At 71.7% G+C, this 22,245-nt stretch carries 17 protein-coding genes; 12 read left to right on the forward strand and 5 right to left on the reverse strand.

The genetic code is table 11. The features are described 5' to 3' along the window. The first annotated feature begins 4 nt into the window (after positions 1-4). The 5 genes from AB0E94_RS22165 to AB0E94_RS22185 all read left to right on the forward strand — a co-directional run bounded on the left by AB0E94_RS22165 (position 5) and on the right by AB0E94_RS22185 (position 5,677). Positions 5-811 (forward strand): alpha/beta fold hydrolase, encoded by an 807-nt coding sequence (locus AB0E94_RS22165; RefSeq protein ID WP_360328929.1) that lies wholly within the window; start codon positions 5-7, stop codon positions 809-811. Continuing rightward, positions 808-1,959, forward strand: coding sequence for a glycosyltransferase (locus AB0E94_RS22170; RefSeq protein WP_360328931.1), 1,152 nt, complete (start codon positions 808-810; stop codon positions 1,957-1,959). The genes AB0E94_RS22165 and AB0E94_RS22170 overlap by 4 nt, the downstream gene beginning before the upstream one ends. Beyond that, a complete protein-coding gene (locus tag AB0E94_RS22175) occupies positions 1,956-3,812 on the forward strand; it encodes a class I SAM-dependent methyltransferase (RefSeq protein WP_360328933.1) in 1,857 nt (618 codons plus the stop codon). Before AB0E94_RS22170 ends, AB0E94_RS22175 begins: the two co-directional genes overlap by 4 nt. Continuing rightward, the gene (locus AB0E94_RS22180) at positions 3,812-4,729 is read left to right on the forward strand and encodes a hypothetical protein (protein WP_360328935.1); all 918 of its coding nucleotides are present in this window, start codon (positions 3,812-3,814) and stop codon (positions 4,727-4,729) included. Before AB0E94_RS22175 ends, AB0E94_RS22180 begins: the two co-directional genes overlap by 1 nt. Positions 4,730-5,041: 312 nt before the next feature. After that, the gene (locus AB0E94_RS22185; protein WP_360328937.1) at positions 5,042-5,677 is read left to right on the forward strand and encodes a DUF4352 domain-containing protein; all 636 of its coding nucleotides are present in this window, start codon (positions 5,042-5,044) and stop codon (positions 5,675-5,677) included. On the opposite strand, the gene AB0E94_RS22190 is transcribed toward AB0E94_RS22185, so the two are convergent. Then, entirely contained in the window at positions 5,670-7,151 is a 1,482-nt protein-coding gene (locus tag AB0E94_RS22190; RefSeq protein WP_360328939.1) for a GGDEF domain-containing protein, read from the reverse strand. The genes AB0E94_RS22185 and AB0E94_RS22190 overlap by 8 nt on opposite strands. Positions 7,152-7,298: 147 nt before the next feature. Between AB0E94_RS22190 and AB0E94_RS22195 the strand changes: the two genes are divergently transcribed. Next, the gene (locus AB0E94_RS22195) at positions 7,299-9,512 is read left to right on the forward strand and encodes an arginine/lysine/ornithine decarboxylase (protein WP_360328941.1); all 2,214 of its coding nucleotides are present in this window, start codon (positions 7,299-7,301) and stop codon (positions 9,510-9,512) included. Between the two features lie 60 nt (positions 9,513-9,572). Continuing rightward, positions 9,573-10,139 (forward strand): hypothetical protein, encoded by a 567-nt coding sequence (locus tag AB0E94_RS22200; protein ID WP_360328942.1) that lies wholly within the window; start codon positions 9,573-9,575, stop codon positions 10,137-10,139. Here AB0E94_RS22200 and AB0E94_RS22205 read toward each other — a convergent pair. After that, positions 10,120-12,264 (reverse strand): GGDEF domain-containing protein, encoded by a 2,145-nt coding sequence (locus AB0E94_RS22205; RefSeq protein WP_360328944.1) that lies wholly within the window; start codon positions 12,262-12,264, stop codon positions 10,120-10,122. The two genes, AB0E94_RS22200 and AB0E94_RS22205, sit on opposite strands and share 20 nt — an antisense overlap. 37 nt (positions 12,265-12,301) lie before the next feature. Further along, positions 12,302-13,399: an NAD(P)/FAD-dependent oxidoreductase gene (locus tag AB0E94_RS22210; RefSeq protein WP_360328946.1), complete on the reverse strand. Its 1,098-nt coding sequence runs from the start codon at positions 13,397-13,399 to the stop codon at positions 12,302-12,304. A 153-nt stretch (positions 13,400-13,552) separates the two neighbouring features. Between AB0E94_RS22210 and AB0E94_RS22215 the strand changes: the two genes are divergently transcribed. Next, entirely contained in the window at positions 13,553-15,127 is a 1,575-nt protein-coding gene (locus AB0E94_RS22215) for an MFS transporter (RefSeq protein WP_360328948.1), read from the forward strand. Positions 15,128-15,150: 23 nt separating this feature from the next. Next, a complete protein-coding gene (locus AB0E94_RS22220) occupies positions 15,151-15,756 on the forward strand; it encodes a TetR/AcrR family transcriptional regulator (RefSeq protein ID WP_360328950.1) in 606 nt (201 codons plus the stop codon). 452 nt (positions 15,757-16,208) lie between these two features. On the opposite strand, the gene AB0E94_RS22225 is transcribed toward AB0E94_RS22220, so the two are convergent. Continuing rightward, positions 16,209-16,661, reverse strand: coding sequence for a hypothetical protein (locus tag AB0E94_RS22225; RefSeq protein WP_360328952.1), 453 nt, complete (start codon positions 16,659-16,661; stop codon positions 16,209-16,211). Between the two features lie 226 nt (positions 16,662-16,887). Here AB0E94_RS22225 and AB0E94_RS22230 point away from each other — a divergent pair, with 226 nt between their 5' ends. Beyond that, a complete protein-coding gene (locus AB0E94_RS22230; RefSeq protein ID WP_360328954.1) occupies positions 16,888-19,137 on the forward strand; it encodes a protein kinase in 2,250 nt (749 codons plus the stop codon). Positions 19,138-19,160: 23 nt separating this feature from the next. Next, positions 19,161-19,607, forward strand: coding sequence for a DUF4440 domain-containing protein (locus tag AB0E94_RS22235; protein ID WP_360328956.1), 447 nt, complete (start codon positions 19,161-19,163; stop codon positions 19,605-19,607). Here AB0E94_RS22235 and AB0E94_RS22240 read toward each other — a convergent pair. Continuing rightward, positions 19,594-20,328 (reverse strand): hypothetical protein, encoded by a 735-nt coding sequence (locus AB0E94_RS22240; protein WP_360328958.1) that lies wholly within the window; start codon positions 20,326-20,328, stop codon positions 19,594-19,596. The genes AB0E94_RS22235 and AB0E94_RS22240 overlap by 14 nt on opposite strands. A gap of 152 nt (positions 20,329-20,480) precedes the next feature. Here AB0E94_RS22240 and AB0E94_RS22245 point away from each other — a divergent pair, with 152 nt between their 5' ends. Then, positions 20,481-22,079 (forward strand): GGDEF domain-containing protein, encoded by a 1,599-nt coding sequence (locus AB0E94_RS22245; RefSeq protein ID WP_360328979.1) that lies wholly within the window; start codon positions 20,481-20,483, stop codon positions 22,077-22,079. Positions 22,080-22,245 lie beyond the last annotated feature (166 nt).

The following is a 22,245-nucleotide window of genomic DNA, read 5'->3' on the forward strand; positions in this document are numbered from 1 at the left end:
GGCCATGGTCGATGTCGTCGCCCGTGACGTGCGTTTCCACGTCCAGCGGATCAGCCCGCCGGAGGGCGCCCCGGCCGACCGGCCGGTGGTGGTGTTCCTGCACGGACTGATCCTGGACAACCTGTCCAGCTTCTACTACACCCTGGCCGGGCCGGTCGCCGGAACCGGCGCCGAGACGATCATGTACGACCTGCGCGGCCACGGCCGGTCGCAGCGGCCACCGGCCGGGTACACCGTGGACGACGCCGTCGACGACCTGGCCGCCCTGCTCACCGAACTCGGCGTGCAGCAGCCGGTGTTCCTGGTCGGCAACAGTTTCGGCGGGGTGGTGGCCCTGCGGTTCGCGCTGCGCCACCCGCACGACGTGGCCGGGCTGGTGGTGATCGAGGCGCACACCGTCGGCGACGGCGCCGGCGACTGGACCGAGCACATGAGCAACACCCTGACCGTCACCGCGCTCGGCCTGGCCCACGACGACCTCGCCGACCAGCTGAGCAAACTCGGCGACCGGAAACTCGCCCGGGCCGCCCGCCTGGCCGGGGAACTGCTCAACGGCACCACGCTCATCGACGACGTGGCCGCCACCCCGCCCCTGCACGGCCCGGAGCTCGCCGCGATCCGCTGCCCGGTGCTGGCCGTCTACGGGGTGCACTCGGATCTGGCGGCCGCCGGCCGGCAACTGGCCGGGCTGCTGCCCGACTGCACCCTGCACATGATCCCGGACCAGGCGCACACCGTGCTGCGGGAGGCGACGCCGCTGGTCCGCACTCTCGTCCTGGACTGGCTGCACCGGCACACGGCGGCGTCATGAGCCGCTTCCTGTTCGTCGTCCCGCCGCTGACCGGGCACATCAACCCGGCCGTCGCCGTCGCCCGGGAGCTGACCACCCGCGGCCACCGGGTCGCCTGGGCGGGCCGCGCGCAGGCGCTGGCCGGGCTGGGCGACGAGATCCACGACGCCGGTGACCCGGCGCTCGACGCGGCGCTGCGCGACTCCCACGAGCGGCGGCTCGGGCTGCGCGGGGCGGGGGCGCTCAAGTTCCTGTGGGAGGAGTTCATCGTCCCGCTGGCGTACGCCTCCCGGCCCGGCGTGGAGGCGGCCGCCGACGCGTTCCGGCCGGACGTGATCGTCGCCGACCAGCAGGCCCTCGCCGGGGCACTGGTCGCCCGGCGGCGCGGGCTGCCCTGGGCGACCAGCGCGACCACGTCCGGCGAGTTCACCGACCCGTACGCGGCCATGCCGAAGGTCGACGACTGGATCCGGGAGCGGATGGCCGCGCTGTGCCGGGACGCGGGCGTCCCCGAGTCGACCGACCTGCGGTTCTCCGACGACCTGGTGCTGGCTTTCACCTCACCGGCGCTGCTCGGCGGCGACCGGGCGTTTCCCGGGCACTATGCGTTCGTCGGGCCGGCGCTCACCGCCCGCCCGGACGACACGGACTTCCCCTGGCCCGCCCTCGACCAGGGGAAGCGCCGGGTGCTGGTGTCGCTGGGCACGGTCAACGGCGACGGCGGCGCCCGGTTCTTCGACGCCGTGGTGCGCGCCGCCGAACCCCTCGGCGTCCAGCTGATCGTCGCCGCGCCGGCCGGCATGCTGCCCGACCCGCCGCCGTACGTGCTGGCCCGGCCCTTCCTGCCGCAGCTCGACCTGCTGCCGCACGTGGACGCGGTGATCTGCCACGCCGGGCACAACACCGTGTGCGAGGCGCTCGCGCACGGCCTGCCGCTGGTCGTCGCGCCGATCCGGGACGACCAGCCGGTCATCGCCGGCCAGGTGACCGCGGCCGGGGCGGGAGTGCGTGTCCGCTTCGCCCGCAGCGGGCCGGACGAGTTGCGTACCGCATTGGTCTCGGTGTTGTCCGAACCGGCCTATCGCGCCGCCGCCCGCCGGGTGCGGGATTCCTTCCTCGCCGCGGGCGGAGCCCCGGCGGCCGCCGACCACCTGGAGAAACTCGCATGAGCGTGCTGCCCGCCGTCCTGATCGTCCTGGTCCTGGTTCTGAGCGCGCTGCGGGCCCGCGGCCGGCTGGCCGCGCTGCCGGTGCTGCCGCCGGCCACCGACCCCGATCCGGGCGGATTCCTGCTGTTCACCGCGGCCGGGGTGGAGGTCGACGCGGCCACCCGGCAGGCGGCCGTCGCCTACGCCCGCGCCAACCATCTGGCCGCGCTCGACCTGGTCCCGGCCGATCTGCCGGTCGCCGCGACGGTCGCGCTGGCCCGCGAGGTCGACCCGGGCACCTACCGCGCCGACCGGATGGCGGTCGGGCGAGGCGCCGGACACGCGCTGCTGGTGGCGGCCGAGCTCGCCGACCGGGCCGCGGTCACCCCAGGCGCCGGCCTCGCCGACCGGGCCGCGGTCACCCCAGGCGCCGGCCTCGATCCGGCCGAGATGATCCGGCTGACCGCCCGGCTCAAGAAGTACGCCCCGACCGGCGCCGACCTGGTCGTCGTGCCCGGCCTGCGGGCGGTGCCGGCCGATCCGGCGACCGGCAAGGCCAGGATGCGCGCGGCCGGCACGATCGTGGCGATGTCGCTGACCGGCGGGCTCGTCGGATACCTGCTGCTGGCGGCGGCCGTGGCAGTGAACCCGGTGTGGGGCGCGGCCGCGCTCGTGGGGTACAGCCTCCAGCCGTACCTCACCCTGGCCGGGACGCCGATGCGGCCCGCCGACCGGCACCGCGCCGCCTGGCTGCGCCTGCTGATCGAACCGTGGCGCTGGCTGCGCACGGTCCGCGGAACCTGGCGGTCACGGTATGACCGAGACCGCGAGGAACTGCGCGAACAGGCCCGCCGGGAGTACGCGGTGGACCTGACCGGCGGCACCGACCGGTTCTTCGAGGCGCCCCGCGAGGACTGCCCGTGGTGCTCCGGCCGCCGCCTGACCGTCCGGGTGCACACCCGCGACCGGGTGCAGGGCAAACCGGGCCGGTTCACGCTGGTGGAGTGCAACGACTGCGCGCACGTCTTCCAGAACCCGCGGCTGAGCATCGACGGCCTGGAGTTCTACTACCGCGACGTCTACGACCGGCTCGGCGAGGACAGCACCGAGCACGCGTTCGGGCTGTCGGTGGCGTCCTACGTGGGCCGCGCCGACCTGGTGGGCCGGCACACCAGTCCGGCGAACTGGCTGGACGTCGGCACCGGGCACGGGCACTTCTGCACGTACGCCCAGAAGGTCTTCCCGGACACCGTGTTCGACGGCCTGGACATCTCCGACTCGATCGACGACGCGCAGCGCCGCGGCTGGGTGTCCACCGGCTACCGGGGCCTGTTCCCGGACCTCGCCGAGAAGCTCGAGGGTGGCTACGACGTGGTCAGCATGCACCACTACCTGGAGCACACCCGCGACCCGCGCGCCGAGCTGGACGCCGCCGCCCAGGTCGTCGCACCCGGCGGCCACCTGCTGATCGAGGTGCCGAACCCGGCGACCAGACTGGCCCGCCTGCTGCGCGGCTACTGGGTTCCCTACTTCCAACCCGAACACCTCAACCTTCTTCCGGTACGGAATCTGACGGCCGCCCTGATCGACCGGGGCCTCCAGCCGGTGGCCGTGGAACTGGGCCGTGCCCACCAGCCGTGTGACTTCGCCGGCGCCGTGCTGCTGTGGGTGAACAGCCTGGTCCCCGACCCGGACCGGCCCTGGGCGCCGGCGCCCGGCACCCGCGGCCGGCGGCTGTTGCGGCAGACGGCGTTCGTGGCCGCGGTCCCGCTGCTGGTCGGCGGCAACCTCCTGGACCAGGTGCTCGGCGCGGTCATCGCCCGCACCGACGGCGGCAACTGCTACCGGGTGCTGGCCCGAAAGCCGGAGGCCTGATGACCGGCGTGATGTCCCGGGTCGACGCCCCGGCCGAGGTGCGGATGGTGCCGTACACGTTCCTGCGGATGTTCGGCAGCCAGCCGCAGGTGGTGAGCGCGGCGCCGGGCGGGCTGCGGCTGCTCGCCGACCCGGTCGCCGACCTGGCGGTGGCGGTCCCGTGGGGGGCCGTGGTGGCCGGCACCGCCCGTGACGACGGCGTCCTGGAGCTGCGCTCCCGCAACCGGCCCGCCGAGGGGGTGCGGCTGGGCCCGGACGAGTGGACGGCCGGCACCGCGCCGAACTGGGCCCGCCCGGCGATCCGGGCCGCGGTCCGGCTGCGGAACGCGGGTTTCCGGATCGGCGGCGCCACCCTGGTCGTGCACACCGGGCTGCCGGAGTCGTTGTCGATCCCGACGGCGGCGGGCACGGCGGCGGCCACGATCCGCGCGTTCACCGAGCTCTACCACCTGTCCGGGACGACCCGGGTGGCCGCCGACGCCGCCGAGCTGGCCGCGTTGACCGCTCGGGCCGGGGAGGCGATCCTGCGCCGGGCCGACGCCACCGTGGAACACCTGCCCTGTGACCTGGCGGCGGCCGGTCTGCGGCTGCTCGTCGTCGAGCCGGGCGACCCGGCCGCGGTGACGACCCGGCGCCCGGTCGTCGCGGCCGGCACCGTGGCCCGGGCCGCCGACGCTCTCCGCGCCGGTGACCTGGCCGGTTTCGGCCGGTTGCTGACCACCGGCGAACCGCATCCGGCGGTGACCGCCGCGAACGCCGCCGGCGCCCTCGGCGCGGCCGCCCGCCCGGTGCTGTGCGTGCTGCTGCACGTGGCCGACCTGACCCGGGTCCGGGTCGCGGTCCGCGCCGCACTCCCGAACGGCACCTACCGCCCCCGCTTCCTCACCGCAACCCCAGCAGCCGCCGAAACCCGATGACCCGCCCAGCCCGCTGGCCGTAACCGAGACCGTGAGCCGTCGCTCAGCGTCGCTATAGCGACGCTTTTCCGGCGCTGGGCGACGGCTGGCGGGGCCGTCGCGGCGGGTGACTGGTCGCCGAGACCGTCAGCCGTCGCTCAGCATGGTCATGGCGCTGCCATTCCGTCGCTGGGCGACGGCTGGCGGTCCTTGGGTGCCGGACTTGTCCTTTCGGGCGAAGAATAATGCTGATCATTCCGGATTACTGGTTCAGTATGGCGAAGTAGCTGACAGTGAGGGGAGTGAACCAGGCCGGCCCCGTGGAGTGGTCAGATGTCGCACGACCTTCGTCAGCAGCGCCGCCGTCAGGAACGGGCCACCCGGCCGGTCTCCCCGGCCAAGGTGTCCGTCGCGATCCTGGTGTCGATCGTCGCGGTGGTGGCCCTGTTCGCCGCCGGGATCGCCGCCCAGCAGTTCAGCAGCGGTGTGCCGGTGGCCGGGGAAGCCGCCGGGACGGCCCCCGCGGTGGCGCCCCGGAACGCCGCCACCAGCCCGTCGCCGAAGAAGACCGGCCCGGCCTTCGGCGACCCGGTGCGCGACGGCCAGTTCGAGTTCACCGTCACCCGGGTGGACTGCTCGAAGACGACGGTCGGTCTGGAACACCTCAAACGCACCGCCGTGGGCCGGTTCTGCGTGATCAGCCTGACGGTGCGTAACTTCGGCGACGACTCGAAGTACTTCGTCGGCCAGGCCCAGACCGCGTACGACGGGTCGGAGACCGCCTACGACAGCGACGAGCTGGCCGGCCTGTACGCCAACCGCGGTGTCGAGGCGTTCGTGCAGAAGCTGGCCCCGGGCGAGAAGGTGACCGGCAAGCTGGTCTTCGACGTCCCGAAGAAGACCGTGCTGACCACGCTCGAGCTGCACGACTCCCCACTGTCCGGGGGTGTGCGGGCCCCGCTCAGGTGAGCGCCGGCTCGAAACAGATGTACTGGTGCTTGCCCTGGCTCTTGGCCACGTACATGGCCCGGTCGGCGCGGCGCAGCAGTTCGTCGACGGCGAGGTGTTCACCGTCGCGGTGCCAGGCGAGGCCGACGCTGGCGCCTACCCGCACCGGTGCACCGTCGATGTCGAACGGCTCGCCGAGGACCCGAACCACCCGGTCCGCGAGGCCGGTGAGGACCGGTTCGGCGCCGCCGGTCAGGATGGCGAACTCGTCACCGCCCAGACGTGCGACCGTGTCGGTCGAGCGGACGCAGGTGCGCAGCCGGTCGGCCACCGCGACCAGGAGCTTGTCGCCTGCCGCGTGGCCGAGGGTGTCGTTGACCTGCTTGAACCCGTCCAGGTCGATGTAGAGCAGCGCCGGCGCCGGTGTCTCCTCGATACGGCTGTGCAGCAGGGCCCGGTTCGGCAGCCCGGTCAGCGGATCGTGCGTGGCCAGGTGCCGCACCTTGCCGAGCGCCGCCCGCAGTTCGCGGGTCAGCGACACGATGTCGCGCAGGGCCACGAGCTGCCGTGCCACCACCAGCACCACGATGACCAGCGTCAGCAGGTAGGCGAACGTGCCGATCCCGCCCTCGGACAGGTCGACGAACACGCCCGCGACCAGGGCGACGAGCAGTGGCAGATAGGGCAGGGCGTAGAGGGCGCGGGAGGCGGCGCTGTCACCGTGCGACCGGGCGCCGCCGGCCCGGCGGGAGCGCAGCGCGCCGGTGCCGATCAGCAGGAACCCGACGATCCAGCCGTTCATCGCCAGGTTGCCGGCACTGTAGGCGCCGATCTGCATCATGTACGCGAAGCCGCTCTCGGCGACCGCCACGGCCAGCATGCCCGAGCCGACCAGCGCGAAGACCGACCGGCGCTGCCGCTCGGTGCGGGCGAGCAGGATGAACGCCATGCTCGCCAGGGCGACGTCACCGATCGGCGAGGCGAAGATGAAGATCGTCTGGAGCAGGGACGGGGTGCTGTCCTGCACGAGCCGGCCGAGCAGGGTGCACCAGCTGAGAAAGAGCAGCGACCCGCTGACCATCAGCCCGTCCAGGACGACGCGGATCCCGGCGGTGCCCAGCCCGCCGAGCGCCGCCGCGCCGGCCAGTGACAGCGGCACCATGGCGATGACCAGGACGTCCGACAGTGCGGGGAACGGCGGTCCGGCCGGGGAGGTCGACGCGTGCCAGAGCCAGAGGGCGTTGCCCGCGGTCGTCGAGAACAGGCCCGCGCCGAGCAGGTTCCAGCCCCACCGGTCGGTGCCCCGCGCCTGGCGGGCGGCCACCAGGCAGGCGGCGCCGGCGACCAGCGAGGCGAGGGTGACGACGCTGCCGCGGGCGAGGACGGTCCAGGCGCCGTCGTCCGGCAGGAGCAGGACGGCGGCCAGGTAGGCGACGATCAGGAGCACGCAGAGCAGTGGCCAGGCCGCCCGTGGTCGTCCCACCTTCGCTGTCATGCCCTCAGCGTGCGGGCGGCGGGGTTCGGGCCGGTTGCCGCTGCGAGGCCGTTGCGGAGTGCGATCCGGTTCCGGGTTTCGCCGGCTTGCGGCCGGTCCGGCTGGTTACGGTCGGGGCGAGTTCCCGCGGCGAGAGGGCGTTGCACGGTGTCGTTTCCGGTCACGATCGTCACGTCGGAACAGGGGGTGGCCGGTCTGCGGCGGCCGCTGGAGATGCTGGAGGCCGCCCTGGTGCGGGCCGGGCTGGAGATCAGGCGGCTGGGCGACGACCACGACACCGACCGGCACGGGATGCTGGCGAACGTGGCCCGGTCGAGTTCGGCGGTCCTCTACACGCCGCACGCGGGCGATCCGGCGCTGGACGGGTTCGTGCAGGCGCTGCGGGCGCACAACGACCGGGTGCCGATCCTGCTCTTCGGCGAGCAGCTGACGGCCCGGATGATCCCGTCGGCGGTGCTGTCCAGGATCGACGGGGTCGTCAACGCGTACGAGGACACGCCTGATTTTCTGGCCCGCAAGATCCACCGGGAGGTGACCCACTATCTGGGGCGGCTGGCGCCGCCGTTTTTCGAAGCCCTGATGCGGTACGCGAACGACGGCGCGTATTCCTGGCACTGCCCCGGCCACTCCGGTGGGACGGCGTTCCTGAAGAGCCCGGTCGGCACCCTGTTCCACGAGTTCTTCGGCGAGAACCTGCTGCGCGCCGACGTCTGCAACGCGGTCGAGGACCTGGGCCAGCTGCTCGACCACAGCGGGCCGATCGCCGACAGTGAGCGCTTGGCCGCCAAGACGTTCCGTGCCGATCACCTGTTCTTCGTCACGAACGGCACCTCGACGTCCAACAAGATCGTGTGGAACTCGCTGGTCGGGCCGGGCGACATCGTGGCGGTGGACCGCAACTGCCACAAGTCGGTGCTGCACGCGATCATCCTGACCGGGGCGGTCCCGATCTACCTGATGCCGACCCGCAACAAGGCCGGGATCATCGGGCCGATCCCGCGCAGCGAGTTCACCGCGGCGTCGTTGCAGGAGAAGATCGAGGCCAGCCCGCTGATCACCGACAAGAGCCGGCCGATCCGGCTGCTGACGCTGACCCAGTCCACCTACGACGGCATCATCTACCGCGCCGACGAGCTGAAACGGACGCTGGATGGGGTGGTCGACGCGCTGCACTTCGACGAGGCGTGGCTGCCGCACGCGTCGTTCCACCAGCTGTACGAGGGCATGCACGGGGTCGCCAACAACCGGGAGCGCACCGGCCGGACCGTCGTCTACGCCACCCAGTCCACCCACAAGCTGCTGGCCGGGCTGTCCCAGGCGTCGCAGATCCTGGTCCAGGACACCACCGGCGGGCACTTCGACGAGCGGGTGTTCGCGCAGGCGTACCGGATGCACACCTCGACCAGCCCGCAGTACGCGATCATCGCCAGCTGTGACGTGTCGGCCGAGATGATGGCCGGCAAGCGTGGGCCGGCCCTGGTCGAGGAGACGATCACCGAGGCGATGGAGTTCCGGCGCACCGTGATCCGGGTCGGCGCGGAGTGCGCGAAGACGAACGACTGGTGGTTCGGGGTGTGGGGGCCGGACACCCCGCCGCGGACCGGGCTGGCCGAGCGAGCCGAGTGGGAGCTGACCGCGGATGCCGGGTGGCACGGCTTCGACCGGGTCGACGACGGGTTCACCATGCTCGACCCGATCAAGGTCACCCTGACCACGCCCGGCCTCTCGGTGGACGGGGAGTTCAGCGGGCCGGGCGCGCCGACCGTGCCCGGGGTGGTGCTGGCCCGCTACCTGGCCGAGCACGGGGTGGTGGTGGAGAAGACCGGGCTCTACTCGCTGTTCGTGCTGTTCACCATCGGGATCACCAAGGGCCGGTGGAACTCGCTGGTCGCCGAGCTGCACCGGTTCAAGAGCGCCTACGACGGCAACGCGGCGATCGACAGGCTGATGCCCGAGCTCGCGGCCGCCTTCCCGGAGTACGCGGGCCGCGGGCTGCGTGAGCTCTGCGAGGCCCTGCACGGCACGTACCGCGACGCTGATCTGGCCGAGCTCACCACGGCGGTCTACACCGAACCGGTCGAGCAGGTGACGCTGCCGGGGGAGGCGTGGACCGCCATGGCGGCCGGGCGGGTGGAGCACGTGCCGGTCGAGAAACTGGCCGGGCGGACCACGGCGGTGCTGCTCACGCCGTACCCGCCGGGCATTCCCTTGCTTGTCCCGGGGGAGCGGATCAGCTCGTCGATCGTGCGGTTCCTGCGCCACGAGCAGGTCCTGGCCCACCGGTGGCCGGGCTTCACCGGCATCACCCACGGTGTGGTCGAAGAGCCGGACGGCCATCGTACGGTCGCCTGCCTGCTCTGAGCCGATGAAGTGCCAGCGTGTCCCTTCAGGAGGCCGCCGAACCCTGGTTAAGCTGCGCAGATGCGGTTTGGATGCGTTCTGGTGGCGGCGGGAGTCCTTCTGGTCACCGGGGCCGGGCCGGTTCATGCCGGGGCCGGCCCGGTGTCGGCCGCCTTCCCGGACATCGAGGTGCCCGTCGGCGGCAGCTCGATCGATCCGCTCGGGCCCAGCCTGTGGTCCACCACCGAGTCGACCCTGACCGGAGTCGAGGTCGCCTACCAGCTGACCGGGCTGGCCGGAGTCCGGATCACCCCGGCCGAGCAGGGCGGCGGCGACTGCGCCACACCGTCGTCGACCCGGGTGACGTGCACCGACCCGCGCGGCCTGACGTTCGAGGGCGAGACCGTCGAGCTGTACCTGCCGGTGGACGTGTCGGCGGCCCGGACAGCCGAGCCGGGCGCCACCGGAAAGGTGACGATCACCGTCTCCGCCGACGGCCTGGACCCGATCGTCGGCGTCAGCACGGTCCGGGTCACCGGCAAGCGTCAGGACCTGCCGGTCACCGGCCCGGGCACCGCCTGGCTCGGGCTGCTCCTGCTCGGCGCCGGCGCGGTCACCGTGCGGGCGGTCAGGCTGCCGAGGCGATGACCCGGCGGGCCGCCTTGGCCCGGTACATCGAGCGGTCGGCGTCCTGGAGCAGCTGATCCGCGGTCGTGCCGCCGACGCATTCGGCGGTTCCGACGCTCACCCCGACGTGGACGGTGTGCTCGCCGAGCCGGTACGGGTCGCAGATCGCCTGGGTGATGCGTTCGAGCAGCCGGTCCAGTTCCTCGCCCGGCCCGACGTCGTCGAGCAGGACCAGGAACTCGTCGCCACCGAACCGCCCGACCACGTCCTCGCGGCGCAGGCAGTGCCGCAGCCGTTCGGCCACGCAGACCAGCAGATGGTCACCGATGTGGTGCCCGAACGAGTCGTTGACCTGTTTGAACCCGTCGAGGTCGAGGAAGAGCACGACCGACGGCCGTTTCTCCACCCGGCGGCGGGTGATCGCGGCGTCCAGCGACGCCGTGAACGAGGACCGATTGGGAAGGCCGGTGAGCCGGTCCGACTTGGCCTCCCGCATCAGCTCCTGCTCCTGGGTGCGCAGATCCAGGGCGATGGTCAGCAGCGCTGCGCACTGGTTGACCATCTCCCGGCCGTCGTCGACCCGGTTCTCCACCGTGTCGACCAGGGCCAGCCAGCCGTGATCGCTTTCGCCGACCTTCGCCTTCACCACGAACACCGTCTCCCCGGGGCCGGCGGCGTCCAGCAGTTCGGCCGGCGGGAACGACGCGACGGTGGTCATCCCGGCCGGGATCGCCGGGCCGGGGCGGCGGCGCCAGCCCGGCGTCCGGACCAGGGTGCCGTTGGGCCGGCGCAGCGCGATCGAACCCGCCGTCGCGGGCGTCATCCGCAGCCACGACGGGTCCTGCGGCTCGACGTCACGGCGGTGCAGCAGGGCCCGGTTGAGGGTGTAGTTGACGCTGATCAGCGAACGCAGGTGCAGCTTGTCGCCGAGCTGGGCGCGCCGGCGGGCCCGCCCGAGGGACAACATCACCGCCTGTACGCCGTACCCGACCCGGTTCGCCGCGGGCACGTCGGCGGTGGGCACCGCGGCCGCGTACTCCTGGACCGCCCGGCAGATCACCCGCAGCGCGTCCGGATCCGGGCTGCCGGCCAGCAGCGGATGCAGTTCCTCCACCGCGTCCCCGATCCGGGAGGTGTCCCCGGCCGTCGCGGCGAGCAGCGCGTCGGCGGTCACCCGGGCGGCCCGGTCGGCCACCTGGACGGTCCGCCCGGGCTTGACCGCCGGCAGGACCCCGGCCAGGCGGATCGCCAGGCGCTTGAGCCCGTCGTCCACGCCGAGCTCCGGAAGCTGCTCGGCGAACGTCGTGCACCCGCAGGAGCTGCGCGCGACGAACCGGGTGGGCAGCAGGTGCGCGACCGGCGGCTCGTCCGCGCCGTCGATCTGCCGGATCAGCAGATCGACCGCACGCCGCCCCATCGCGTCCAGCGGCTGGCTGACACTCGCCAGTTCGGCGCTCAGCAGGCTCGCCTCGTCGATGTCGTCGAAGCCGGTCACCAGGATGTCGTCCGGGCAGTTCAGGCCGGCGGCGGCGAGCACCTCCAGGGCGGCGATGGCGTTGCGGTCGGTCGCCGCGATGAGAGCGTCGGGCCGGCCGTGCCGCAGCAGGTCGTCGGCGTCCCAGACGATGCCGCTCTCCACGTTGTTCTCGGCCGGCAGCAGGATTCCCGGCTTCAGGCCGTGCTCGGCCAGCGCCTCCAGATACGCCTCGTAGCGTTCCCGGATGTCGCTCGCGGCGAGGTGCCCGGTGAAGGCGATGCGCCGGCACCCGTGTTCCCGGACCAGGTGGGTGACCACGGCCCGGATGCCGGCGCCGTTGTCGGGCAGCACGGCCGGCCGGTCGAGGCCGGCGACGGTGTGGCCGACCAGCACCACCGGCTTGCCGGCCTGTGCCAGCCGGGCCAGATAGTCCGGGTGGACGGCGTCGGCGAGGACGACGAAACCACTCACGTGATCCCAGGCGACCGCCGTGTCGAACGCCTGGTCACCGCCGGTCACCGCCAGGTCGGCCGCCGCGTCCAGGGTCTGGATCGCGACGAGCGGCCGGCCGTAGAGTTCGGCCCCGGCGGCGACGCCACCGACCAGACTGCCGTAGTAGGTCCCGCCGACGAACGGCGACAGCAGTCCCAAGGCCCCGGCATCACTCATGTCCGGCCATCGGCAGTCAGCGGTCCGGCTTGAGGGATCACCGGCTGCCGGATCGGACCACCGCGGGATCGGCGGCCGCCTGCCGGGCGGCGATCGCGTTGACGGCCTCGCGCCCGGCGCGGTTGGCGCCGACCGTCGACTGCGAGGGTCCGAAACCGATCAGATGTACGCGGGGCTCGCCGGCCACCTGTGTCCCGATCATCCGGATGCCGCCGTGCTCGTTGCGGAGCCCGAGTGGGTCGAGATGGCTCAGCGCCGCTTTGAAGCCGGTGGCCCAGAGGATCGCGTCGACCGAGGTGAACGAGCCGTCGGCCTCGCGTACCCCGTACGGCTCGATGGTGGTGAACATCGGCCGCCGTTCGAGGGCGCCGCGCTGTTTCGCGGCCAGCGCGTAGGGCGTCCAGGCCAGCCCGGTGTAGGAGACCACGCTGCCGGTCGGCCGCCCCGCCTCGACGTCGGCGACGACCTTGGCGATCGTCTCCCGCCCGGCGACCTCGGGTTCGAACCCGTCGGTCCGGAAGACCGGTTCCCGCCGGGTGTACCAGTGCACGGTCGCGACCCGGGAGATCTCCTCCAGCTGCTGCAGCGCGGAGATCCCGCCGCCGACCACCGCGACCCGGCGGCCGGCGAACTGCTGCGCCGACACGTAGTCGCGCGTGTGCATCTGGATGCCGGCGAACGTCTCCTGGCCCGGATAGCGCGGCCGCACCGGGTTGTCCCAGGTCCCGGTCGCATTGATGACCGCCTGCGTGGTCCAGGTCCCACGGTCGGTCTCGACCGACAGATCAAGACCCTTTCGTCGTACGGCCAGAGCGCGCACCGGTCGCAGAATGGGTAATCCGGTCGCGTGTTCGAAGTCGGCGAAGTAGCGTGGCACCGCTGTCCGGCTGGGTTCGGCCGGGTCGAGCGGTGGTTTCGGGAAGCGGGGCAGGTCGAAGATCCCGTTGACGGTGGCCATCCGCAGCGACTCCCAGCGGTGGCGCCACGCGCCGCCGGGGGCCTGTCCGGCGTCCAGGACGACGAAGCCACGCGGGTCGTCCGGGTCGTCGAGCGCACTGGTGTAACCACGTCTTTGCAGGTGATATCCCGCCGAGAGACCCGACTGTCCCGCCCCGATGACCACCACCGCCGTCATGACCTGCTCGACGTCGCGCGCGGTGGCCGGTATTCCCGGACGTGACCGGGGACACTTTCGATACGAGGGCGTTCCGTTATTGCCGGAGGAGGGCTAGGTTCCCTTATGAAACGGAACGGTTCCGTTTCGAAAAGGTTTCGGGGGCACCCGCACATGGATACCCAAGTTCAACCCCAGACCGGGCACCCCCGGCGCTGGGCGATCCTCGGCGTGCTCGTCATCAGCCTGCTGGTGGTCGTGCTCGACAACACGGTGCTCAACGTGGCGATGCGCACGATCGCCGACCCGGACCGCGGACTCGGCGCCACCCAGAGTGAGCTTGAGTGGGCGATCAACTCGTACACCCTCGTCTTCGCCGGTCTGCTCTTCACCGCCGGCATCCTGGCCGATCGTCTCGGTCGGCGCCTCAGTCTGACCGTCGGCCTGATCGTCTTCGGAATCGCCTCGCTGATCTCCGCCTACGCATCGTCGCCGGACCAGCTGATCGCGGCCCGCGCCCTGATGGGTCTCGGCGCCGCCGCCGTCATGCCGGCCACCCTGTCGATCATCGCCAACGTCTTCGACCCGCGGGAGCGCCCGCGCGCCATCGGTGTCTGGGCCGGCGCGGTCGGCCTGGCCGTCGCGGTCGGGCCGGTGCTCGGCGGCGTGCTGCTGGAGCACTTCTGGTGGGGTTCGGTCTTCCTGATCAACGTGCCGATCGTGATCATCGGCGTGGCCCTGGTGGCCATCCTCGTGCCGGAGTCGCGTGACCCGAAGCCGGGCCGCATCGACGTGCTCGGCGTGCTCCTCTCGATCATCGGCCTGACCCTGATCACCTACGGCGTGATCAAGGGCGGCGAGGACGGCTTCGGCGCGACCGAGGCCTGGTCCACCCTCACCGTCGGCGTGCTCGTCATGATCGGGTTCGTGCTCTACGAGCGCCGGATCACATTCCCGTCGCTGGACGTGCGCCTGTTCACCAACCGGCAGTTCTCCGCCTCCACCGGCATCATCGGCCTGGTCTTCTTCGCGGCCATGGGCTCGATGTTCTTCGGCGCGTTCTACCTGCAGATGGTCCGCGGGTACGGTCCGCTCGCCTCGGGCGCGCTGTTCGTCCCGTTCGCGATCGGCCAGATCATCTTCGCCCCGGCCAGCTCCTCGATGGTCAAGCGGTTCGGCCCCAAGGCGGTCAGCACCGTCGGCCTGCTGCTGGTCTCGGCCGCCCTCGCGCTCTGGCTGTTCATCGACGTGGACACCCCGATCGCGCTGGTCGCGCTGGCGTTCTTCGTCCAGGGCGTCGGCATGGCCAACGTGATGCCGCCGGCCACCGAGGCGATCATGGCCAGCCTGCCCCGGGAGAAGGCCGGCGTCGGCTCGGCCGTCAGCAACACCATCCGCCAGCTGGGCGGGGCACTCGGTGTCGCGGTCCTCGGCGCGGTCGTCTCCTCGGTCTACCGCAGTCACCTGAACGCACCAGCCGGACTCCCGGAAGCCGCCTCCGACCTGGCCCACGAATCCATCGCTGGCGCCTACGCGGTCGCCGGTCAGGCCGGCCCGGCCGCGCCCGCACTGCTCGACGGCGCCAATGCGGCGTTCGTCACGGCGATGCACTACGCCTCGGTCGGCTCGACCGTATTCGCCCTGCTCGGCGTCCTGGTGGCGGTGCTCTGGCTGCCCGGCAAGCGGCCTTCCGCGGGCCCGGCCCCGGTTGCCACGCAGGAACCGGGCCTGGAACTGGCCGGCGCGTAAACCCAGCGGTAACAATGAACCACATGAGCAGCAGCACGGCAGCCGGCCAGGAGCGTAAGGCTCCTGGCCGGCCGCGCAACGCCCAGGCCGACGAGACCATCCTCGACGCGGTGCTGGGGTTGCTGAGCGACGGGCAGAGCGCGGCGGCGATCTCGATCGAGGCGGTGGCCGCCAAAGCCGGCGTCGGCAAGGCGACCATCTACCGCCGGTGGCCCAACAAGGACGCCCTGCTGATCGACGCGGTCCGGTCGATGAAGGGCCCCCTGCCCGAGCCGGCCGGCATCTCGGTCCGCGACGACCTGATCGCCCTGATCAAGGCGAACCGGACCCCGCGCGCCCAGCGCTACAGCAAGGTCACCGCCTGCCTGCTCCCCGACCTGTACCGGGACACCGAACTCGCCCGGATGTACCACGCTTTCGTCGAGCCCCGCCGCGAGGTGACCCGGCAGGTGCTCCGGCGCGGCATCGCCACCGGCGAGCTGCGCCCCGACCTCGACGTGGAGCTGACCCAGCTGATGCTGTCCGCCCCCGGCATGATGCAGTCGATGCTGCGCCTGACCACAGTCCCGGAGGACCAGTTCGCCGAGAACCTGGTCGACGCGGTCCTCCGAGGCGCCGCCGCCCGATAACCGCCACCCACCCGCACCTGCGCTGACGGCCGGACCACCGTGACCGCCCGCCCCCAGCGCCGTCGCCGATCATGCCCGGCTGGCTCCCACCGCTGTCTCGCGCGCCCCGAGGCAGCGGTCACGCCCAGCCACGCGTGATCCTCCGCAGCCTGGACAGCCCCCATACCGCCAGCCGTCGCTGAGCGCTGGAATGTGGGCGGTTTTACCGCGCTCAGCGACGGCTGGGGCCGCCAGCTGTCGTTGAGCGTTGGATTGTGGGCGGTTTTGCCGTGCTGAGCTACGGCCGACCATCCCAGCCGTCGCTCAGCGCTGGAATGTGGGCGGTTTTACCGCGCTCAGCGACGGCTGGGGCCGCCAGCCGTCGCTGAGCGCTGGAATGTGGGCGGCTTTGCCGTGCTGGGCGACGGCTGGGCGGGTGTTGCCGGCGCTTTGGGGAGACGCGGTGGGCGGGTTCAGGCGCAGCGGCGCTGGACCGGGCCGAGCCACTCGGTCAGGGTCGGGCCGATCGCCTTGGTCACGTCGTCGGTTGACTTGATCGTGGCGAAGAACTTGGCGTCGGTCGACTTGGCGTGCATCTGCTTGGCGGCCTGTTTGCCGGCGGCCTCAAGTTCGGTGTCGGCGCTGCCCTTGGTCGCCTCCTGCACGGCGGTGGCGAACGCGGCGAGCGACTGCTGCGCCTGGGCGATCGTCTTGGGGTCGGTGGCCAGGGTGGTGAGCGCCTGGGCGTACGGCCCCATGTTCTGGTCGTAGACCTTGGCCAGCGCCTCGCAGGCCGGACCGGCCGGCGGGATGGAGGGCGCCGCACCTGCCGTCGTGTTGGCGCCGGGGCTGCCCGGGGCGGTGCCGCAGGCCGAGGCGGCGAGCAGGATTCCGCCGGTGAGCAGGGCGTAGAAGGCACGGCGCATGAAGCACCCCCGGGGACGTAGGAGCGGTGGCTAATGGGAGCGCTCCCATCGAGCGTGCACGATACGTTGTGTGCTGACTTCTGTCGATACCCAGGTGTTCGGCGAGACCGATTCGACGATCCGGCGCAGGCAGCCGTACGAACCAGTCAGAGATCACCCGACCGGGCTAGTGGGTCCAGCGGAAGCGGGATTCGCCGAAAGCGCAGCCACAGTAATGTCTGCGGCTATGACTGCGGGTGCGGCGAGGGTGGTCGCGGGTCGTTATCGGCTGGTGCGGGCGGTCGGCCGGGGCGGGATGGGCGCGGTCTGGCAGGCGTACGACGAGCTGCTCGATCGGGAGGTGGCGGTCAAGCAGATCTGGATCGCCGGCGCCGACGAGCTGGACGACCTGGACGATCCGATGGTGCGCCGGGCGTTGCGGGAGGCGCAGGCCGCTGCCCGGTTGCGGCATCCAGGTGTGGTCACGGTGCATGACGTGGTCACCGATCGGGGCCGTCCGTGGCTGGTGATGGAGCTGGTCAGCGGCCGGTCAATGGCCCAGGCGATCGCTGAGCACGGTCTGTTGACCGAACAGCGGACCGCGCAGATCGGCCTTCCGGTGGTCGAGGCGCTGCAGGCCGCGCACCGGGCCGGGATCATCCATCGGGATGTGAAACCGGCGAACATCATGCTGGAGGACAGCGGCCGGGTCGTGCTGACCGACTTCGGGATCGCGGTGATCGACGACCGGACTGCGCTCACCGCGACCGGGCAACTCCTCGGCTCACCGGCCTACCTGGCCCCGGAACGCATCAACGGCCGTCCGGCGGGCGCGGCCAGTGACCTGTGGGCATTGGGCGTCACCCTCTACACGGCGGTCACCGGCCAGTCACCGTTCCAACGAGAGGACACCCAGGCCACCGTCGCTGCCGTGCTGGCCGTCGAGCCGGCGACACCCGCGCACGCCGGCCTGCTCTGGCCGGTGCTCAAAGGACTGCTGCTCAAGGATCCCGAGTTGCGGCTGACCGCCGAACAGGCCACCCCGCTACTGGCGAAGGTCGCCGGGACCGACGGTGGCCAGGGCGCCGGTTCGGCCGGGCCGACGACCGGCCGTGCCCAGCGCCGGAGGCCGGCGGCATCACGCCGCGACGAAGCCGACAGCCCCGACGGTCTACCCGCAACCGTCATCGCACCGCCGCCCACACTGGCCGCCCCGACCGAATTCCAGCTCCCGGTGCAGCCGCCGCCCACTCGGGCCGCCCCGGCCGAGGACGAGCCCTCGGCGCAGCCGCCGCTCACACCTACTGAACCCGAACCGGCGCCCGCTGACACTGTGACGGAACCCCCGGAGAGCACCCTGCCGGAGATTCCCGAACAGGTCGTGCAAAAGCAGGAGCATGCCTCCGCGGACACTATCGACACCGGTGCTGCTCCGGTTACCTCGGCCACGGAGGCGCCGTCACCAGTGGAGGAGGCGCCGCGGACCCGGCGGCGTCTTGCCATCGCGGCGATACTGGTCATCGCCGTCGTGATCGCCGGCGGGATCGCGGCACAGCAGGCGAACCGGGAGAACACCCCCAGCGCCGGAGCGAGTCCCAGTGCCGGCGTCGCCGGTATACCGGACTGGACGAGCTTCCGGGGCATCGATTCGGACAATGCCGAGATCTGTGCGCTGGCGTGGAGCCCGGAAGGAAAGTACCTCGCCTTCAGCGCCGGCGACGGGACGCTGAGCGTCCACGACTCGGAGAGCAGGGAGTTCCGCTACCTCGAAGGAGCCGACACCCGCATCCTCGCGGTGGCGTACAGCCCCGACGGCAAACACCTCGCCACCGGCAGTCACGGTGACGATGCGGTACGCGTCTGGGATCTGGCCAGCGGAGAGCCACGCACTCTCACCGGCTACACGGGTTCAGTGAACGCGGTGACGTTCAGCCCGGACGGGCGGAACCTTGCCACCGGCAACGCCGACAACACGGTCCGCGTCTGGGACCTGGCCGGCGGCGAGTCCCGCACCCTCACCGGCCACACGGGTTCGGTGCGAGCGGTGGCGTACAGCCCGGACGGGCGGTACCTCGCCACTGCCAGCGACGACGGGACGTCACGGGTCTGGGATATGACCGGCGGTGAGTTCCGTACCTTCTCCGGCCACACGGGTTCGGTGCGAGCGGTGGCGTACAGCCCGGACGGGCGGTACCTCGCCACCGGCAGCGGTGACAAAACGATTCGAGTCTGGGACCTGGCCACCGCAGAGGCCCGCGTCCTCTCCGGCCACGAAGGCCCGGTGACGGCGGTGGCGTACAGCCCGGACGGGCGATACCTCGTCACCGGCAGCGAAGACGGGACGGTACGCGTCTGGGATGTGGCCAGCGGTGCTTCCCGTACCTTCTTCGGAGGCCCCGAGGGCCCGGTGAACGCGGTGGCGTTCAACCCGGACGGCAAGAGGTTCGCCACTACCAGCGAAAAGTCGATAGGCATCTGGTACTCGAGTCCGGGCTGATCGGTGCGGGCTACGGTGGCGTCGTGACGATCGAGGAGGACGAGGCCGCGATCGCGGACATCGTGCGGACGTTCTTCGCCGCCTTCACCTCGGGTACGGAGTGCGCCGCTCGGCTCGACGGACTCCGGCAGCTGTTTCTGCCCGAGGCGGTGATCGTCCGCACGTGTGGTGGTGAGCCGGTCGTCTACGGGGTGGACGGTTTCATCGCACCCCGGCGGGAGTTGCTCACCAACGGGACGCTGACCGACTTCCGTGAATGGGAGGAGTCGGGGCGCACCGAGATCTTCGGTGACATCGCGCAGCGGTTCAGTGTCTATGCCAAGGCCGGCGTGCAGGACGAGGCGAGCTTCACCGGGCGGGGCATGAAGACCCTGCAATTCGTCCGGACGTCGGCCGGCTGGCGGATCAGTGCGGTGGCCTGGGACGACGAGCGGGATGGCCTGATGATCGAACCGATCAGGGACCGGTGAGCGTCACGGCCAGGGTGGTCAGCCGGGGGTCGGTGATCGCCGGATTGTCGAGGAGACAGCGGGTCACCAGGGCGGGCCACAGCCGCCGGGTCTCCGACGAGTCGCTGTCACGCCGGACGTAGAGCGGCGAACGGGGCCGGCGTCGCCACGGCAGGGCGGGATCGGCCAGCACCGCCTCCAGCTCCCGGGTCAGCAGCGCCGCCAGGGCCGGAGCAGCCGGTGACTCCGGGGCGAGCAGCAGCACCGCCAGGGTCAGGAACATCGGGGCGGTCGGGTCGCCGGGCCAGTCGCCGGGCAGGTTCAGCCGGCACCACGCCAGGAACGGGACCGCGGCCGACCGGGCCGGTTCGCCCAGTGCCCAGGCCGAGTCGACCAACCGGGCCAGTGAATCGACCGGGTTGGCGCCGGCGGTCGTCGCGCGGACCAGCAGCGTGCACGCGAACAGCCGCTTCAGGTGGTCGCGGGGCGAGTCCGGGTCGGTCCACCTGGTCAGGGCCAGCACCTCGGCGGTGTCCTGGATCAGCACGTCGGGCAGCCATGGGCTGTGCACCAGTTCGAGCAGACCCTCCCGGTAACCGGGGATGTCGAAGCCGTAGTCGGCCGCGGCGATCTCCTCGATCAGGGCGGCGTCCAGTTGCGGGGCCACCCAGCGCAGCAGCGAGCGTTCGTCCGGCGAGAACGGCGCGAACGAGGCGAACAGGTCACGATCGGTGCCGGTCACCGCCTGATGATGGCGTGGCGGCCGGATCGACGTCCATGACATATCCTGAACGGCCTCAACTCCTCATGATCGGGGCGGTCGGGTCGATGCATTTCTCGTGCCTGATCGGTGGCCGCTCGGTCCCGGCGCTGAGGGAGGACGGCTTGACCACCGTGTACGCAGCCGACAGCGGCGCCATGACGGTTGACGCCCTGCTGGAGCAGGCCGAACAGAAGCGTCTGTCCGGTGACTACCGGGCCGGGTGCGAGCTGGCCCGCGCGGCCGCCGACCTGGCCGCCACGACCGAGGACGACGCTGGTGAGGCCGCCGCCCTGCGTTCGCTGGCCAACCAGCTCATGCGGATCGGCGGTCAGGAGGAGGCGATCGCCGCCTGCCGGCGCGCGGTCATGCTGCTGGAGGGCCTCGGCGACACCGTCGGGCTCTGCGAGGTGCTCACCCTCCAGGCCATTCCGTTGCTGGAGCTCGGCATGCACGACGAGGCACTCGGTGTGCTGGCGTCGGCCCGCGACATCGCGCAGGAGCTGGGCGACCGTGACCTGCTCTATTGGGTGCACAACCGGACCGGTGTGGTGCACGGCGCCATGGGCGACCACGAGCTGAGCACCGAGTATCTGACGCTGGCGCTGAGCATGGTCGACGGGATGGACGCCGAGGCCAGGTTCTGCATTCTCAACAACGTCAGCGACAACGCGGTGTACGAGGTGGCCCGGCTCCGTGGCCGCGGCCAGGCGGAGGCTGCCGAACGCATGCTGGCCGAGGCGCTGGGTCACGTGGCCGAGGCGCTGCGGCTGGCCCGGGAGGCCCGGCACCCGTTCCGGGAGGCGATCAGCCTCGACAACTACGGGATGCTGCTGGCGCTGGCCGGCGATCTGGATGCCGCGGCCGGCCTGATCGAGGAGTCCCGGCTGATCGCGGTCCGGGCCGGCTATCACACGGTGGAGTCGGGGGCGTTGCAGCATCAGGCCCGGGTGCGGCTGATGCGCGGTGACCACGCCGAGGCCATCGAAGGGTTGCTGCTGGCTCTGGAGCGGGCCAATCAGGCGGGCGAGAAACCGATGGCGATGGAGATCTTCCGGGAGTTGTCCGGGGCCCATGAGCTGATCGGCGACTATCTGGCGGCGCTGACCTACTACCGCGAGTTCCACGACCTCGAACGGGAGCTGCACAACCAGGTGGCCGCGGCCCGGGCCCGGATGGCGGCGCACCACTTCGAGTTGGACAACGTGCGTCTGGAGGCGGAGAACGCCCGCCTGGAGGCGGAACTGCACAGGCGGCAGGCGACCGAGGACTCGCTGACCGGGCTGCCGAACCGGCGGTCGGCCGACGAGCGGCTGCCGAAGATCGTCGCGGCGGGTGGCCCGGTCTGTGTGGCGGTGGCCGATGTCGACCTGTTCAAGCAGGTGAACGACAGGTTCGGGCATTTCGTCGGTGACGAGGTGTTGCGGCGGATCGCGTCGATCCTGCTCGACGGGATCGGGGATGCCGACATGGTGGCCCGGTTCGGTGGTGAGGAGTTCCTGATCGCTCTGCACGGTTCCGGCGCCGAGGACGGCCGGGCCCAGTGCGAGCTGCTGCGGGCGAGTGTGGCGGCGTATCCGTGGGAGTCGATCGAGCCCGGTTTGTCGGTGACGATCAGCTTCGGGCTGGCCGAGGTCGCCGGCCCGGGGGCGCTTTCGGACGCGTTGAGCCGGGCCGACCAGCGCCTCTACGAGGCCAAGCGCGGGGGCCGCAACCGGGTGCAGGCCGACTGACCGTTCGGATGGTATTCGGTGTGTCAGTCAACACGTCCGGGTCATTCGGCCGTTATTTCCCGTTCGCCACCCGTAGTTTCGAATGTTGCCGCGGAACGCGAGAGCGAACCGGCGGACCGTGACGGCGGACCGAAGCCGTTCACGACGGCGAACCGGCGCACGATGC

The organism is Actinoplanes sp. NPDC026670 (assembly GCF_040638175.1).
GTDB lineage: Bacteria > Actinomycetota > Actinomycetes > Mycobacteriales > Micromonosporaceae > Actinoplanes.